Genomic DNA, 15,838 nt, shown 5'->3' on the forward strand with positions numbered 1-15,838 from the left:
CCGTGCGTTTGACATCGGATCAACGAATCGATCCTAGTGACGGGTTCCCGCCCCACGCATGGCTTGGAAACGAAGAATCACAGGGTGTCGAGCGCCTTCACGTACTCGCCGAGGTCGCGCGCGTCCGGCAGGGCGTTGACGACGGTCCAGCGGACGACGCCCTCCTTGTCGATGACGAAGGTGCCGCGCACCGCGCAGCCCTTGTCCTCGGCGAAGACGCCGTAGGCGCGGGAGACCTCGCCGTGCGGCCAGAAGTCGCTCAGCAGCGGGTAGTCGAGGCCCTCCTGCTCGGCGAAGACACGCAGGGTGTGGATGGAGTCGTTGGAGACGGCGAGCACCTGGGTGTCGCGGTCGGAGAACTGCGGCAGGTTGTCCCGCACCTCGCACAGCTCGCCGGTGCACACGCCGGTGAAGGCGAAGGGGTAGAAGAGCAGGACCACGTTCTTCCGGCCGCGGAACTCGGAGAGTTTCACGGTGGCGCCGTGGTTGTCCTTGAGCTCGAAGTCGGGGGCCTTGTCGCCGACCTGGATCGCCATCGGGATACGTCCCTTTCGGTGGGGCTGTTCGGGTGGTGGGGCCAACCCTACGCAGCGCTCACCGGGAACCGACGGACGGGCCGAGCGAAGACTCGGCCCGTCCGGTGCGGCCTACTTCTTGGACTTGGCCGCCTTGGGCGTCACCAGCCGGCTGCCGCTCCAGTCCTTGCCCACGCTGACGCTCTTGGAGGCGGACAGGCCCGCCGTCGTCGCGGCTTCGGAGATGTCGCTCGGCTCGACGTAGCCGTCACGGCCGGTCTTCGGCGTCAGCAGCAGGATCGAGCCACCCTCCTCGATGTACGTGGTGGCGTCCACCAGCACATCGGTCAGGTCGCCGTCCTCGTCGCGGAACCAGAGCACCACGGCATCGGCGACGTCGTCGTAGTCCTCGTCCACAAGGTCGCTGCCGATGACTTCCTCAATGGCCTCGCGGAGTTCCTGGTCTACGTCCTCGTCGTAGCCGATCTCCTGGACCACCTGCTCGGGCTGGAACCCCAGCCTCACGGCAGGGCTCGTCTCCGCGTGGTCCGCGGTCGCGCTCACGGGGTGCCTCCTGATCATGTCTTGGGAATCTCTCAGCCACGCGCGTGCGCGAAGCATTGGCCGTAGTCCACACGGGCGGGGCGGATCGCGCAAGTACCCGGCCGTTCAGACCGCCGAAACGGTGACGTTCCTGGCCGTGTCACCGCAACTCCAGCTACGCCGCCGCAGCCGTTAGTGACCTACACCACACCTTTCTGCCCCCTTTGCGGCATTGGGAACCCGGGCGGGTCTCCACAGGTCTCGGTTACCTCTCAGTAGAGATGACGTTTGCTTCCCCGAGGTACACGATGGGGAACGGTGCAGGCATACCGAAAAGCAGCTCAAAGCAGCCCTCTGACAGGTAAGGAACAGCGTGGCTTCCGGATCCGATCGCAACCCGATCATCATTGGCGGCCTTCCGAGTCAGGTTCCTGACTTCGATCCCGAGGAGACCCAGGAGTGGCTCGACTCCCTCGACGCCGCCGTCGACGAGCGCGGCCGTGAGCGGGCCCGCTACCTGATGCTGCGGCTGATCGAGCGGGCCCGCGAGAAGCGTGTGGCCGTGCCCGAGATGCGCAGCACGGACTACGTGAACACCATCCCCACCAGGGCCGAGCCCTTCTTCCCGGGCAACGAGGAGATCGAGCGCAAGGTCCTCAACGCGACCCGCTGGAACGCCGCGGTGATGGTCTCCCGCGCCCAGCGCCCCGGGATCGGCGTCGGCGGCCACATCGCCACCTTCGCGTCCTCCGCGTCCCTCTACGACGTCGGCTTCAACCACTTCTTCCGCGGCAAGGACGACGGCCTCGGCGGCGACCAGGTCTTCTTCCAGGGCCACGCCTCCCCGGGCATCTACGCGCGCGCCTTCCTGCTCGACCGCCTCACCGAGGAGAACCTGGACGGCTTCCGCCAGGAGAAGTCGAAGGCCCCGCACGGCCTGTCGAGCTACCCGCACCCGCGCTCGATGCCGGACTTCTGGGAGTTCCCGACCGTCTCCATGGGCCTCGGCCCGATCGGCGCGATCTACCAGGCGCGGATGAACCGGTACATGCACGCGCGCGGGATCGCCGACACCTCGAAGTCCCGGGTGTGGGCCTTCCTCGGCGACGGCGAGATGGACGAGCCGGAGTCGCTGGGCCAGCTGACCATCGCCGCCCGCGAGGGCCTGGACAACCTGACCTTCGTCGTCAACTGCAACCTGCAGCGCCTCGACGGCCCGGTGCGCGGCAACGGCAAGGTCATCCAGGAGCTGGAGTCGGTCTTCCGCGGCGCCGGCTGGAACGTGATCAAGCTGATCTGGGACCGCTCCTGGGACCCGCTGCTCGCGCAGGACCGGGACGGCCTCCTCGTCAACCGGATGAACACGACGCCGGACGGGCAGTTCCAGACCTACGCCACCGAGTCCGGCGCGTACATCCGCGAGCACTTCTTCGGCGACGACCAGCGGCTGCGCGCGATGGTCGAGAACATGACCGACGACCAGATCCTGCACCTGGGCCGCGGCGGTCACGACCACCGCAAGATCTACGCGGCGTTCAAGGCGGCCACCGAGCACAAGGGCCAGCCCACGGTCATCCTCGCCAAGACGATCAAGGGCTGGACGCTGGGCCCGAACTTCGAGGGCCGCAACGCCACGCACCAGATGAAGAAGCTGACGGTCGACGACCTCAAGCGCTTCCGCGACCGGCTGCACCTGCCGATCTCCGACAAGGAGCTGGAGTCCGGCGCGCCGCCGTACTACCACCCGGGCCGGAACTCGGAAGAGATCCAGTACATGCACGACCAGCGCCGGCAGTGCGGTGGTTACGTCCCCACCCGCGTGGTGCGCTCCAAGCCGCTCGCGCTGCCGGACGACAAGACGTACGCGACCGTGAAGAAGGGCTCGGGCCAGCAGTCGATCGCGACGACCATGGCCTTTGTGCGTCTCCTCAAGGACCTCATGCGGGACAAGGAGCTCGGGCGTCGTTTCGTGCTGATCGCGCCGGACGAGTACCGCACGTTCGGCATGGACTCCTTCTTCCCGAGCGCGAAGATCTACAACCCGCTGGGTCAGCAGTACGAGGCGGTGGACCGCGATCTGCTGCTCGCGTACAAGGAGTCGCCGACGGGCCAGATGCTGCACGACGGCATCTCCGAGGCCGGCTGCACCGCCTCCCTGATCGCGGCGGGCTCGGCGTACGCCACCCACGGCGAGCCGCTGATCCCGGTCTACGTCTTCTACTCGATGTTCGGTTTCCAGCGCACCGGTGACCAGTTCTGGCAGATGTCCGACCAGCTGGCGCGCGGTTTCGTCCTGGGTGCGACCGCGGGGCGTACGACGCTGACCGGTGAGGGGTTGCAGCACGCCGACGGGCACTCGCAGCTGCTCGCCTCGACCAACCCGGGGTGTGTCGCGTACGACCCGGCGTACTCGTACGAGATCGCGTACATCGTGCAGGACGGTCTGCGGCGGATGTACGGCGGTGACGCCGAGCACCCGCACGGCGAGGACGTCTTCTACTACCTGACCGTCTACAACGAGCCGATCCAGCACCCGGCGGAGCCTACGAGCGTGGACGTCGAGGGCATCCTCAAGGGCATCCACCGGATCTCCGAGGGCGGTTCGGGATCGATCCCCGCGCAGATCATGGCGTCCGGTGTCGCGGTGCCGTGGGCCGTCGAGGCGCAGCGGATCCTCGGCGAGGAGTGGAACGTGCGTGCCGACGTCTGGTCGGCGACCTCCTGGAACGAGCTGCGGCGTGACGCGGTCGCCGTGGAGCAGCACAACCTGCTGCACCCGGAGGAGGAGCAGCGGGTGCCCTACGTGACGCAGAAGCTGTCGGGTGCGCAGGGGCCGTTCGTGGCGGTGTCCGACTGGATGCGGGCCGTGCCGGACCAGATCGCGCGGTGGGTGCCGGGGTCCTACCAGTCCCTGGGCGCGGACGGGTTCGGTTTCGCCGACACCCGTGGGGCGGCCCGTCGGTTCTTCCACATCGACGCCCAGTCGATCGTGGTGGCCGTGCTGACGGAGCTGGCGCGGGAGGGGAAGGTGGACCGGTCGGTGCTGAAGCAGGCCATCGACCGGTACCAGCTGCTGGATGTCGCCGCCGCGGATCCGGGGGCGGCAGGCGGGGACGCGTAGCCGCTTCGGGGCGCGGGGGTCCTCCCCGTTTGTCTCTACGATGCGGGCATGAAGCAACAAACGGCGCAGGGGCGTTGGGAGCAGGTCACCCAGCGCCCCTTGCTGGCGTTGGCCGTGTTGTTCGCCGTCGCGTATGCCGTGCCGATCGTGGATCACTCGGCGGGGCATCTGCTGACGGCCGTGTGCACCTGGGTCGAGTGGGTGGTGTGGGGGACGTTCGCCGTCGACTACGTGGTGCGGGTGGGGCTGGCGCGGCAGCGCAGGGAGTTCGTGCGGACGCACTGGCTGGACCTGTGTGCCGTGGTGGTGCCGGTGCTTCAGCCGCTGCGGCTGCTGCGGATGGTGTCGACGCTGATACTCGTCGGCCGGCGGGCGCGGATGGCTTCGCAGATCCAGCTGACGACGTATGTCGCGGGGGCCGTGGTCGGGCTGCTGATGTTCGGGTCGCTGGCCGTGCTGTCCGTGGAGCGCGACTCACCGGACGGGAACATCCGCACGCTGGGTGACGCGCTGTGGTGGTCGTTCACCACGATGACGACGGTGGGATACGGCGACCACGCCCCGACGACGGGCCTGGGCCGCATGATCGCCGTGGGCCTGATGCTCTCCGGCATCGCGCTGCTCGGTGTGGTGACCGCCAACATCGCCACCTGGTTCATCGCCCGCTTCGAAAAGGACGACGTGGAGGAAAGACGCCAGACAGAGGCCATCGAGGCCCTCACCGAAGAGGTAAGAGCCCTACGAGCCGAGATCGCCTCCCTGAAACAGACCCCGGTGGACAGCTGAGGTTGGTCCCGCGTCTCGCCGGCGCTCGGTACAGGGGCGATCAGGGCCGGAATCGGTGTCGTCACGCGAACCGGCCCCGTCCGTGGCCACCGACCGTGTGAGGTCGCGGTATCGGTGAGCCGTCGGCCAGGCGGCGAAGAGGCCGGACCACGAAAGAGGTGGACCCCCGGTCCATCAACCGGGGGTCCTCCCTCACTTGCCCGGGTCAGAACAGGCCTGTGCCCGGGGTGGCCGCTCCTGCCAGCCAGATGATGGCCAGGAGCGTGTCGATGGCGCCCAGTACGAGCGCGACCAGGGCCGGCACGGGGCGGGAACCCGCCCAGCCGCGGCCCATGGCGAGCCAACCGCACACGACCGCCACCGGACCGAGGACAATCCCCAGCACGAAGAAACCGGCCACCGCGCAGATGACTCCGATGATTCCGAGCGTCGCGCGATCCGGCCCGGTCCGTGACCACGTCCGGCCACGTGAGCGGGGGTACCTGCGCGTTCCGTGTCCAAAGCCCGCCATCATCAACTCCCTGAACCCCGGGGTCTGTTCGGGGCTCAGGGAGCCGGGTACCCCCGGTGCGGCTCCTAATCACCGGCCGCGTCACCGGTCTGTCGGCGCGCTGCCCCCCTCCGGCAGCGCGCCGCAGCACCGGTCGCCCTCTGCGGAGGGCATGACCCACTGTGACCTGCGGCGCGTACCGAGGGCGAGGAATCTTTAGCGTCTTCACCCTGATAGGCGAAGTCGGCTGAAGTTCCGTCAGTTTTCCACCGCGGTAAGGCGACTCAGATGTGGCCCACCCCGGCGCCCGCCTCCGCGTTCGCGCCCCGCTTCGTCAGCAGCGCCACGAACACCGCCACCACCGCGACCCCGCACGCGACCAGCGACGCCAGGCTCATGCCCGAGATGAACGTCTGGTGCGCCACGTCGGCGATCTTCGCGGCGACCGCGTCCGGCGTCCCCTTGGCGACCGGCGCGATGCCGACCTGGACCGCCTCCGAGGCCTGCCCCAGCTGGGCCGGGGTCAGCGGCGGGAGGCCGGCGTCCTTCCAGTTGCCCGCGAGGTCGTTGTCGACCTTGGAGGCCATCACCGCGCCAAGCACCGCCGTACCGAGGCTGCCGCCGATCTGCATGGCCGCCTGCTGGAGGCCTCCGGCCACACCGGAGAGCTCCATGGGCGCGTTGCCCACGATGACCTCGGTGGCGCCGACCATGACCGGCGCGAGACCGAGGCCGAGGAGGCCGAACCAGAGGGACATCAGCGCGCTGCCGGTGTCCGTCTGCAGCGTCGACATGCCGTACATCGCGATCGCGGTGGCCGCCATACCGCCGGCCAGCGGGACACGCGGGCCCAGCTTGGTGATCAGCACGCCCGCGAGCGGGGAGCCGACGATCATCATCCCGGTGAGCGGCAGCAGGTGCAGACCCGCCTCGATCGGGGTCATCCCGTGCACGTTCTGCAGATAGAACGTCACGAAGAACAGCCCGCCCATGAACGCGATGGCCATCAGGACCATCAGGACGACGCCTGCGGAGAGCGGCACCGAGCGGAAGAGGCCGAGCGGGATCAGCGGCTCCTTGACCCTCGTCTCCCAGAAGGCGAAGAAGGCGAAGCCGAGGAGCGAGGCGGCTATGAAGGTCCAGGTCCTGCCGTCGCCCCACCCCCAGCTCGGCGCCTTGATCAGGGCCCAGACCAGGCAGAACATCGCGCCGGAGAGCAGGGCTATGCCGAGGATGTCGAAGGAGCGCGGCGCGTTCTCGGCGCGGTGGTCGAGCAGGATCAGCAGGCCCAGGAGGAGGGCGATGGCACCTACCGGCACATTGATGAAGAACACCGACTGCCAGTTGACGTGCTCGACGAGGACGCCGCCGAGGATCGGGCCGCCCGCGGTCGAGGCGCCGATGACCATGCCCCAGATGCCGATGGCCATGTTGAGCTTCTCGGCCGGGAACGTCGCCCGCAGCAGACCGAGCGCGGCCGGCATCAGCAGGGCGCCGAACAGGCCCTGGAAGACGCGGAAGGTGACGACCGCGGCGATGCTGTTCGACAGGCCGATGGCGCCCGAGGCGGCGGCGAAGCCGGTCACGCCGATCAGGAAGGTCTGGCGGTGGCCGAAGCGGTCACCGAGCTTGCCCGCGGTGATCAGGGAGACCGCGAGGGCGAGGAAGTAGCCGTTGGTGATCCACTGGACGTCGGCGAAGCTCGCCTTGAGGTCCTTCTGGATGGCCGGGTTGGCGATGGCCACGATGGTGCCGTCCAGGGCCACCATCATGACGCCGACCGCCACGGTGATGAGAGTGAACCAGGGGTGGCCGCGCAGTCCGGAGGCCGGCGCCGACCCGTCCGACGGGGCCTGCGGCGCCTCGCCACCCCCCGAACCCGTCGTGTCGATGGTCTGACTAGTCATGCGTTCGAGGCTAATGACAGCCACTGACAATTGACAAACCAGTTCACAAGTCAGTAACTGACGCCTATGGAAACACTGCGCGAACGCAAGAAGCAGCGCACCCGGGACGCCCTGCTGAGGGCCGCCATCGAGCTGTTCACCACACGGGGCTACGACCGGACGACCGTCGACGACATCGCCGAGGCCGTCGATGTCTCGCAGCGCACCTTCTTCCGCTACTTCGCCGGCAAGGACGAGGCGGCTCTCGCCCTGGAGGCGCTGGTGGTGGCGCGGTTCGTGCAGGCCGTGCGGAGGCGGCCGGCGGTGGAGGCGCCGATAGTGGCGCTGCGGCAGGCGGTCCTGGAGGGGTGGGACCATCTGCACGAGGTGATCGAGGCCGTCGTACCCGTCGAGCTCTATCTGCGGATGCACCGGGTGATCGAGTCGACGCCGACCCTGCTCGCCGCGCAGCTGCGGCGCAATCTGGAGGCCGAGGACGCCCTCGCGCGCGTGATCGCCGACCGCGAGGGCCTCGATGTGGACGCCGATCCCCGGCCGCGGCTGGCCGTGGCGGTCTTCGGCGGGGTGATGCGGGTGACGGAGCGGCAGTGGGGCACCGACGCGGACTTCGACGTGGAGGCGATGCGCGCGTTGACGATCTCGTACCTCGAACAGGTGGGACCCGCACTCACCGAGAACGGGCGAACACGCTGAGACACACTGAGGTCACCGCCACGTTTATCGAAACGTGATCCGCGTCACTCGACTCACGCGAGACCCTCTCGTTCTCCTAGTGTGTCCTCCCAGTGACTTCCTTCGACACCTCCCCGCAACTGAACGTCTGGCGCGCGCTGCTCGCCCTGGCCGTCGTGTTCGTGATGCTGGCGACCACCGGCTGGACGGCCCTGCGCAACCACGGCGTGAAGAGCCCGCTCCAGGCCTCGCTCTCCTCCTGGGAGCACGGCCGGATACACGGCCACCATCTGCCGGACCCGGACGCGTCCCCCGCGCGCCTGTCCCGCTTCTTCGCCACGCTCACCGCCCAGGAGGGCGCGGCGCTGGCCCGCCGCTACCCGCTCGCGGTCGGCAACATGAACGGCGCCCCGGTCGCGCTGCGCTACCGCGCCAACCATCTGGCGCTCCAGCAGCAGCGCCGGGCCGAACTCAGGCGTATGCACGACAGCCGCCTCTCCCCGGTCGGGCAGCAGGAGGCGGGCCGTCGTATGCACCGCTACGAGTCCCTGCTGAGCGGGGGCCGGCAGATCCTCGCCTTCGACCCCGACGGCACCGGCCGGGTCGCCGAGGTCTTCGGCGATCTGCAGAAGGCGCGGCGGGTGTCGGTCGTCGTCCCCGGCGTCGACACCGACCTGCTGACCTTCCAGAAGACCTACCGCCCGTACTCGGCTCCGGTCGGCATGGCCAAGTCGTTGTACGCGGCCGAGCAGGACGCGAGCCCGGCAACGCGTACGGCGGTGATCGCCTGGGCCGACTACACGGCACCGGCCGGCCTCGGCATCGACTCGGCGACGGCGATGCGCGCCCAGGACGGCGCGGTCCGGCTGAACGCGCTGCTGCGGGCGCTGCCCGGCAGGGCGCCGGTCTCGCTGTTCTGCCACAGCTACGGCTCGGTCGTCTGCGGGGTGGCCGCGCACGCGCTGCCGCGCCGGGTGGCCGACATAGCGGTGGCCGGCAGCCCCGGTATGCGGGTCCGCCGGGCGGCGGGGCTGCACACCTCCGCCGCGGTGTGGGCGATGCGGGACAGCACGGACTGGATCCAGGACGTGCCGTACATGGAGGTCGGCGGGCTCGGCCACGGCGCCGACCCGGTCTCGTCGGCCTTCGGGGCGCGGGTGCTGTCGGCGGCGGGCGCGAAGGGACACGCGGGCTATTTCGAACCGGGTACGGCGAGCCTGCTGAACTTCGCGGAGATCGGCGTTGGCGCGTACCGGTCGGTGGTCTGTGCCCGCGAGGTCCGCGGGTGCGGTTCGGGTTTGTCCGGCGCGGCTGCGGCCGGACGCGCGTAGAGGCGCAGGAACAGCGGTCTGCGCGGGATGGCGACGAAGGAGCGGGTCGCGCATACGATGAGCCGCATGGGTGACGTACTGGCCGGATTTCATGCCGCCTGGGAGTTCGAGTCCGACTCCGTGCTCATCCGTTACGAACGGGGGATTCGAACGCCCAAGCTGTTCCAGGCACTGGGGGAACGTCGTGTTCCCCTCGGGGCGATAGCGGGGGTGACGCTGGCGCCGGGGAAGCGGGGCACCGTCGTCCTCCGGGTCGAGCTGCGCGAGGGCGCCGACCCCTTGCTGGAAGCGGCGGCCGGCCAGCTGAAGGAAGGCTGCGACCCCTACCGCCTGGTCCTGCCGGCCGAGAAGGAGACACTGGCCGAGTACTACGCCGACGAGCTGCGGGCGGGGCTGGACGGCGGCGGGCCGGTCGACGGCTATCTGGTGGCCGCGCCCGAGGCGCCCCGCCAGTTCAAGGCGTACGACGCGAAGGCCTCCTTCGACGGGCGGACGGTGAGCTTCCGCTGGTTCTGGACGGGCGCGTCGTCGGCGAAGTGGAAGGCCGGGGACCAGAGCTTTCCGGTGACCGAGCTGAGCGGAGTGCAGTGGCGGTCGCCGGAGGTGTTCGAGGGGCATCTGCGGCTGATGCTCCGGGACGGGGCCACGGCGCCCACGCAGCCCGACCAGGATCCGGCGGCCGTGGTCTTCGGGCTCGGCTACGGGCCGGTGCACGAGTCGCTGCCGTTCGCGGCGGCGGTGCTGGCGGCCGTACGAAAGAGCGGACCGGCGGCGGTGGTACCCGCGGCCGGTCCGCGTCGCGACCCCGCCGACATCGCGGAGCGCATCCGTCATCTGGGAGAGCTGCACCAGGCGGGGCTGGTGACGGACGAGGAGTTCTCCAGCAAGAAGGCCGAGCTGCTGGCGGAACTCTGAGTCATTCGCGTCCGGGTCATTCGGGTCCGGGTCATTCGCGTCCGGCGGAGGCGAACGTCATGTCCGCGTACCGGTCGCCCGCCACCTTCGCCGCGATCGGCTCCAGCAGCGCCAGCTCCTCCTGACTCAGCGTGATCCTCGCCGCCGCCGTGTTCTCCTCCACGCGGCCCGGCTTGCGGGTGCCCGGTATGGGGACGACCGGGAGGCCGTGGACCGCCGCCTGCTGCTGCACCCAGGCCAGGGCGATCTGGCCCAGCGACGCGCCATGGGCCCCGGCGATCGCGCGGACGGGGTCCAGGAGGCTCGCGTTGGCACTCGCGTTGCCGCCGGTGAAGCGGGGCTGCCGGCGGCGGACGTCGTCGGCCGTGAGCTCCTTGTCGGCGTCGGTGAAGGAGCCGGTGAGGAAGCCACGACCGAGCGGGGAGTACGGGACCAGGGCGACACCCAGCTCACGGGCGGCCGGCACCACGTTGGCCTCGATGTCCCGGCTGAACAGCGACCACTCCGACTGCACGGCCGCGATGGGGTGCACGGCCTGCGCGGCGCGCAGCTCACCGGCCGTGACCTCGCTCAGGCCCAGGTGCCTCACCTTGCCCTCGCGGACCAGTTCGGCCATGACGCCGACGGTCTCCTCGATCGGCACGTTCACATCGCGCCGGTGCATGTAGTAGAGGTCGATCGTGTCGACGTCCAGACGCCTGAGGCTGGCCTCGGCGGCCTGGCGGATGTAGGGCGGGTCGTTGCGGATGACGCGACGGGTGGGCTCGTCGGGCGGGATCGACAGGGCGAACTTGGTCGCGATGACGACCGAGTCCCGGTGGGCCTTGAAGAACGGGGACAGGAACTTCTCGTTCTCGCCCCGGCCGTAGGCGTCCGCCGTGTCGTACAGGGTGACGCCCAGCTCCAGCGCCCGCTCCAGGGTGGCCCGCGACTCCTTCGCGTCCGAGGGGCCGTAGGCGAAGCTCATGCCCATGCAGCCGAGGCCCTGGACGCCGACCTCGGGGCCGGTGCCGCCCAGTCGCGCGGTCGGAATGCTGCTGTCGGTCATCGCACCTTCTCCGCCTCGCGGACGCGGTCCGCGTCCGCGTAGAAACTGATCTTCCGGTCCAGCACCGCGAGGGTGTCCTGCAGCTCGGCGATCCGCGCCAGCACATCGCGCCGGGTCGACTCGAGCAGTTCGAATCGCTCGCCGTAGGTGTGGTCGCCCTCGCGCACCAGTTCCGCGTACCGCACCATGTCGGCGACCGGCATGCCCGTCAGGCGCAGCTTGCCGACGAGGTCGAGCCAGTCGAGGTCGCGGTTGCTGTAGCGACGCTGGCCGGTGTGGGAGCGGTCGACATGCGGCATCAGTCCGATGCGCTCGTACCAGCGCAGGGTGTGCGCGGTCAGCCCGGTGAACGCGACGACCTCGCTGATCGTGTAGTTGTCCTGGCCCAGTGGGCGCCGATGGGGTGGGGGCGGGGCTCCGCAGGCGTCGGTCCGGGTGGGGGTGGTCTCCATCACCGTCATGGCCTCAACGCTATGGGGTTGGAGTGCACTCCAAGCAAGCGGAACCGGTAAGAATTCGTCCCCCGCCGCCGACCCCGCGAGAAGTACGCGGCCGTACGCCGCTTAGGCTCGTCGGCATGTCCTTGCAGAGCCTCGCACTGATCGAGAACTGGCCGGTTCCCACCGCCGCGGCCGGCGTGGTGCGTGCCGACGGCACCGTACTCGGCGGCCACGGACCGAGCGGCCACCGCTTCCCGCTGGCCTCGGTCACCAAGCCGCTCGCCGCGTACGCCGTCCTCGTCGCGTACGAGGAGGGAGCGGTCGAGCTCGACGAGCCGGCCGGGCCCGCCGGGGCGACGGTCCGGCATCTGCTCGCGCACACCTCGGGGCTGGCCTTCGACGAGCACAGGGTGATGGGGGTGCCCGGCGAACGGCGCCTGTACTCCAACGCCGGTTTCGAGCAGCTCGGCGACCACATCGCCAAGGCGACGGACATCCCGTTCGGGGAGTATCTGCGGCAGGCGGTCCTCGCGCCCCTGGGCATGACGTCCACGGCCCTCGAAGGCTCCCCGGCGAAGGACGGCGTCTCCACGGTCGACGACCTCCTGCGCTTCGCGGCCGAGATCCAGGCCCCCCGTCTCCTCGACCCCCGTACGGTCGCCGAGGCGATGACGGTCCAGTACCCCGGCACCAAGGGCGTGCTGCCCGGCTACGGCCACCAGAACCCCAACGACTGGGGCCTCGGCTTCGAGATCCGCGACTCCAAGTCCCCGCACTGGACCGGCGGTTCGTCGTCGCCGCGCACCTTCGGCCACTTCGGGCAGTCGGGCACGTTCCTGTGGATCGACCCCGACGCGGGGCTCGCGACGGTCGCGCTGACCGACCGCGCCTTCGGGCCCTGGGCGGTGGAGGCATGGCCCGCGTTCACGGACGCGGTGCTGGCCGAAACCCGCTAGAACGGCGGGGCCATCTCCCACAGCAGCAGCTCGGCCGGGGCCGACGCGACCGCCTCGAGATCCTTCGCGTCCGTGATCCGGGCCGCGTCCCCCGCCCCCAACTCCGCGCCGTCCAGCCGTACTTCACCGCGCACGACATGGACGTACACATACGCCCCGTCCGGTACCGCGGTGCGCTCCCCCGCACCCAGCCGCCGTACATGGAGCATCGCGCCCGCCTCGGGCACGGCGTACGGCGTCGAGTCCGCGATGCCGTGGACGATCTCGTACGACGGCTCACCGCCCGGCTTCAGCGGCGCCAGCCACATCTGTACGAAGGTCAGCGGCACCTCGGCGTCGTTGCGCTCGACGTGCCGGACACCGGCCGCCGCGCTGAGGCGCTGCACGTCCCCGGGGCGGACCGTCGTCTCATGGCCCCCGGAGTCCCGGTGCGTCAGCTCGCCCTCGACCACCCAGGTCACGATCTCCGTGTGGCTGTGCGGGTGTTCGTCGAACCCGGCACCGGGAGCGAGCCGCTCCTCGTTGCAGGCGATCACCGCGCCGAAGCGGAGGTTGTCGGGGTCGTAGTGCGGACCGAAGGAGAAGGCATGCCACGACGAGATGCCACCCGCCGCATCACCCCCGGGATAGCGCTCCGCAGCGCGCCGTACGTCCATCACACCCCCAAGGTAGCGGTGCCGGACAACGCACATATGACAGACGGCAAGGGCCCACCAACCCAGCGTGTGCCCACGCGTCGGCCGGGAGGGAGCCGGAGGGGGCGCGTCGGTGTCGAGACGGTGAACGCGCGGAGGCGCGAAGCGCTGAGCACGATCACCGTCTCGACACCGACTAAGGCGCCCCCGTAGGCGACCGACCCATCCCATAAGGCAGTCTTGTCCCGTGCCCGAACCCGTATCCCGCAAACCCGAGGCCGTTGCGCCGCCGCATCCGCACTCCGCGACCCTGAAGCGGCTGGAGAAGTCCTCCGGCTCGCTCGCCGCGCACGCGATCGCGCGCATGGACGAGACGCTGCCGTGGTACCGGGCGATGCCCCCGGAGAACCGTTCCTGGATCGGGCTGGTCGCCCAGGCCGGTATCGCGGCGTTCACCGAGTGGTTCCGGCATCCCGACGCCCCGCAGGCCATCTCCACGGATGTGTTCGGGACGGCCCCGAGGGAGCTGACCCGGGCCATCACGCTCCGGCAGACCGTCGAGATGGTGCGCACCACGATCGAGGTCATGGAGACCGCCATCGACGAGGTGGCGGCGCCCGGGGACGAGAACGTGCTGCGCGAGGCGCTGCTCGTGTACGCCCGGGAGATCGCCTTCGCCACCGCCCAGGTCTACGCCCAGGCCGCGGAGGCCCGCGGTGCCTGGGACGCGCGGCTGGAGTCGCTGGTCGTGAACGCCGTGCTCAGCGGTGAGGCCGACGAGGGGGCCGTCAGCCGGGCCGCCGCCCTCGGATGGAACGCGCCCGAGCATGTGTGCGTGGTGCTGGGGACGGCGCCCGAGGGGGATTCGGAGTTGACCGTCGAGGCGATCCGCCGCGCCGCACGGCACGCCAAGCTCCAGGTGCTCACCGGGGTGCTCGGCGACCGGCTCGTCGTCATCGCGGGCGGCAGCGACAATCCGCTCGGCGTCGCCAAGTCGCTGATCGGCCCGTATGCGGCGGGTCCGGTGGTGGCCGGGCCGATCGTGCCCGATCTGCTGGCCGCGACCCGGTCCGCGCAGGCCGCGGCGGCCGGCCTGAAAGCCTGTTCCGCCTGGCAGGACGCGCCTCGGCCGGTGCTGGCGGACGATCTGCTTCCGGAGCGCGCGATCGCCGGTGACCCGAGCGCGCGGGAGCAGTTGGTGGAGGAGATCTACAGACCGCTGGAGGAAGCCGGCTCGGCTCTGCTGGAGACGCTCTCCGTCTATCTCGAACAGGCGTCCAGTCTGGAGGGGGCGGCCCGGATGCTCTTCGTCCATCCCAACACCGTGCGCTACCGGCTTCGACGTGTGACTGACGTCACCGGATGGTCGCCATCCGATGTACGCTCGGCGTTCACACTGCGCATCGCGCTGATCCTGGGGCGTCTGGCCGATGGAGATCTCCCCGCCTAGTCTTTTGTCGGGGCCCCACAAAACCGCCTCGTGTTCTTCGTCCCTGTCCCCACGGGCGGCCGTGCCCGTCCACAAGAGAGAGTGTGAGAGTGCTCGTACTCGTCGCTCCCGGCCAGGGCGCCCAGACGCCCGGCTTCCTGACTCCTTGGCTCGAACTGCCCGGTGCCGCCGACCGCGTCGCCGCGTGGTCCGACGCCATCGGACTGGACCTCGCCCACTACGGCACACAGGCCGACGCCGACGCCATCCGTGACACCGCCGTGGCCCAGCCCCTGCTGGTCGCCGCGGGGCTCCTGTCCGCCTCGGCACTCGGGGGGGTGGCCGGCTTCGCCCCGGGCGCCGTCGCCGGGCACTCCGTCGGTGAGATCACCGCCGCCTCCTTCGCCGGTGTCCTCGACGACACCGCCGCGCTGACCCTCGTACGCAAGCGGGGTCTGGCGATGGCCGAGGCCGCCGCGATCACCGAGACCGGTATGTCGGCGCTGCTCGGCGGCGACCCCGAGGTGTCCGTCGCGCATCTGGAGAAGCTCGGTCTGACCCCCGCGAACGTGAACGGCGCCGGTCAGATCGTCGCCGCGGGCACGCTGGAGCAGCTCGCCGCGCTGAACGAGGACAAGCCCGAGGGCGTCCGCAAGGTCGTCCCGCTGAAGGTCGCCGGCGCCTTCCACACGCACCACATGGCGCCCGCCGTCGACGCGCTGGCCAAGGCCGCCGCCGACCTGACGCCGGCCGACCCCACCGTCACGTACGTCTCCAACAAGGACGGACGGACCGTCGCCACCGGTGCCGAGGTGCTGGAGCGGCTGGTCGGCCAGGTCGCCAACCCGGTCCGCTGGGACCTGTGCATGGAGACGTTCAAGGAGCTCGGCGCGACCGCGCTCATCGAGGTCTCCCCCGGCGGCACCCTGGTGGGCCTCGCCAAGCGCGCGCTGCCGGGCGTGCGGACGCTCGCCCTCAAGACCCCCGACGACCTCGACGCGGCCCGCGAGCTCCTCGCCGAGCATGCTCAAGCCTGACCCCCTAAGGAGC

General features: G+C 70.1%; 15 protein-coding genes. 8 read left to right on the forward strand and 7 right to left on the reverse strand.

Features of this window, described 5'->3' with window-relative positions; translation table 11 throughout:
• Positions 1-77: 77 nt before the first annotated feature.
• Positions 78-536 (reverse strand): peroxiredoxin, encoded by a 459-nt coding sequence (locus ABZT17_RS00545; RefSeq protein ID WP_356341874.1) that lies wholly within the window; start codon positions 534-536, stop codon positions 78-80.
• Between the two features lie 111 nt (positions 537-647).
• Entirely contained in the window at positions 648-1,079 is a 432-nt protein-coding gene (locus ABZT17_RS00550) for a DUF3052 domain-containing protein (protein ID WP_356341877.1), read from the reverse strand.
• Between the two features lie 352 nt (positions 1,080-1,431).
• On the opposite strand from ABZT17_RS00550, the gene aceE reads away from it, so the two are divergent.
• Both aceE and ABZT17_RS00560 read left to right on the forward strand, forming a co-directional pair.
• Positions 1,432-4,179: a pyruvate dehydrogenase (acetyl-transferring), homodimeric type gene (gene aceE / locus ABZT17_RS00555; RefSeq protein ID WP_356341879.1), complete on the forward strand. Its 2,748-nt coding sequence runs from the start codon at positions 1,432-1,434 to the stop codon at positions 4,177-4,179.
• Positions 4,180-4,227: 48 nt separating this feature from the next.
• A complete protein-coding gene (locus ABZT17_RS00560; protein ID WP_356341882.1) occupies positions 4,228-4,965 on the forward strand; it encodes a potassium channel family protein in 738 nt (245 codons plus the stop codon).
• Positions 4,966-5,170: 205 nt separating this feature from the next.
• On the opposite strand, the gene ABZT17_RS00565 is transcribed toward ABZT17_RS00560, so the two are convergent.
• Positions 5,171-5,479, reverse strand: a complete 309-nt coding sequence (locus ABZT17_RS00565; protein ID WP_356341884.1) for a small hydrophobic protein — start codon at positions 5,477-5,479, stop codon at positions 5,171-5,173.
• Between the two features lie 260 nt (positions 5,480-5,739).
• Entirely contained in the window at positions 5,740-7,362 is a 1,623-nt protein-coding gene (locus tag ABZT17_RS00570; protein ID WP_356341886.1) for an MFS transporter, read from the reverse strand.
• A gap of 66 nt (positions 7,363-7,428) precedes the next feature.
• Here ABZT17_RS00570 and ABZT17_RS00575 point away from each other — a divergent pair, with 66 nt between their 5' ends.
• The 3 genes from ABZT17_RS00575 to ABZT17_RS00585 all read left to right on the forward strand — a co-directional run bounded on the left by ABZT17_RS00575 (position 7,429) and on the right by ABZT17_RS00585 (position 10,280).
• Positions 7,429-8,055 (forward strand): TetR family transcriptional regulator, encoded by a 627-nt coding sequence (locus tag ABZT17_RS00575; RefSeq protein WP_356341888.1) that lies wholly within the window; start codon positions 7,429-7,431, stop codon positions 8,053-8,055.
• 92 nt (positions 8,056-8,147) lie between these two features.
• Positions 8,148-9,365, forward strand: coding sequence for an alpha/beta hydrolase (locus tag ABZT17_RS00580; RefSeq protein ID WP_356341890.1), 1,218 nt, complete (start codon positions 8,148-8,150; stop codon positions 9,363-9,365).
• Positions 9,366-9,422: 57 nt separating this feature from the next.
• The gene (locus ABZT17_RS00585; RefSeq protein ID WP_356341892.1) at positions 9,423-10,280 is read left to right on the forward strand and encodes a DUF4429 domain-containing protein; all 858 of its coding nucleotides are present in this window, start codon (positions 9,423-9,425) and stop codon (positions 10,278-10,280) included.
• 31 nt (positions 10,281-10,311) lie between these two features.
• Here ABZT17_RS00585 and ABZT17_RS00590 read toward each other — a convergent pair whose 3' ends face one another.
• Together ABZT17_RS00590 and ABZT17_RS00595 are read right to left on the reverse strand one after the other, a co-directional pair.
• Positions 10,312-11,328, reverse strand: a complete 1,017-nt coding sequence (locus ABZT17_RS00590; RefSeq protein WP_356341894.1) for an aldo/keto reductase — start codon at positions 11,326-11,328, stop codon at positions 10,312-10,314.
• Positions 11,325-11,789: a MerR family transcriptional regulator gene (locus tag ABZT17_RS00595; RefSeq protein ID WP_356341896.1), complete on the reverse strand. Its 465-nt coding sequence runs from the start codon at positions 11,787-11,789 to the stop codon at positions 11,325-11,327. Before ABZT17_RS00595 ends, ABZT17_RS00590 begins: the two co-directional genes overlap by 4 nt.
• Before the next feature lie 116 nt (positions 11,790-11,905).
• On the opposite strand from ABZT17_RS00595, the gene ABZT17_RS00600 reads away from it, so the two are divergent.
• A complete protein-coding gene (locus tag ABZT17_RS00600) occupies positions 11,906-12,724 on the forward strand; it encodes a serine hydrolase domain-containing protein (protein WP_356341898.1) in 819 nt (272 codons plus the stop codon).
• Here ABZT17_RS00600 and ABZT17_RS00605 read toward each other — a convergent pair.
• Positions 12,721-13,380 carry a pirin family protein gene (locus ABZT17_RS00605; protein ID WP_356342235.1) on the reverse strand — a complete coding sequence of 220 codons (660 nt, stop codon included), beginning with the start codon at positions 13,378-13,380 and terminating at the stop codon, positions 12,721-12,723. The genes ABZT17_RS00600 and ABZT17_RS00605 overlap by 4 nt on opposite strands.
• A 226-nt stretch (positions 13,381-13,606) precedes the next feature.
• Here ABZT17_RS00605 and ABZT17_RS00610 point away from each other — a divergent pair, with 226 nt between their 5' ends.
• Together ABZT17_RS00610 and ABZT17_RS00615 are read left to right on the forward strand one after the other, a co-directional pair.
• Positions 13,607-14,809 carry a helix-turn-helix domain-containing protein gene (locus ABZT17_RS00610; RefSeq protein ID WP_356341900.1) on the forward strand — a complete coding sequence of 401 codons (1,203 nt, stop codon included), beginning with the start codon at positions 13,607-13,609 and terminating at the stop codon, positions 14,807-14,809.
• Positions 14,810-14,898: 89 nt separating this feature from the next.
• A complete protein-coding gene (locus ABZT17_RS00615) occupies positions 14,899-15,825 on the forward strand; it encodes an ACP S-malonyltransferase (RefSeq protein WP_356341903.1) in 927 nt (308 codons plus the stop codon).
• Positions 15,826-15,838: the final 13 nt, after the last annotated feature.

The sequence above is a fragment of the Streptomyces sp. NPDC005648 genome (assembly GCF_040605395.1).
In the GTDB taxonomy this organism is placed as follows: Bacteria; Actinomycetota; Actinomycetes; order Streptomycetales; family Streptomycetaceae; genus Streptomyces.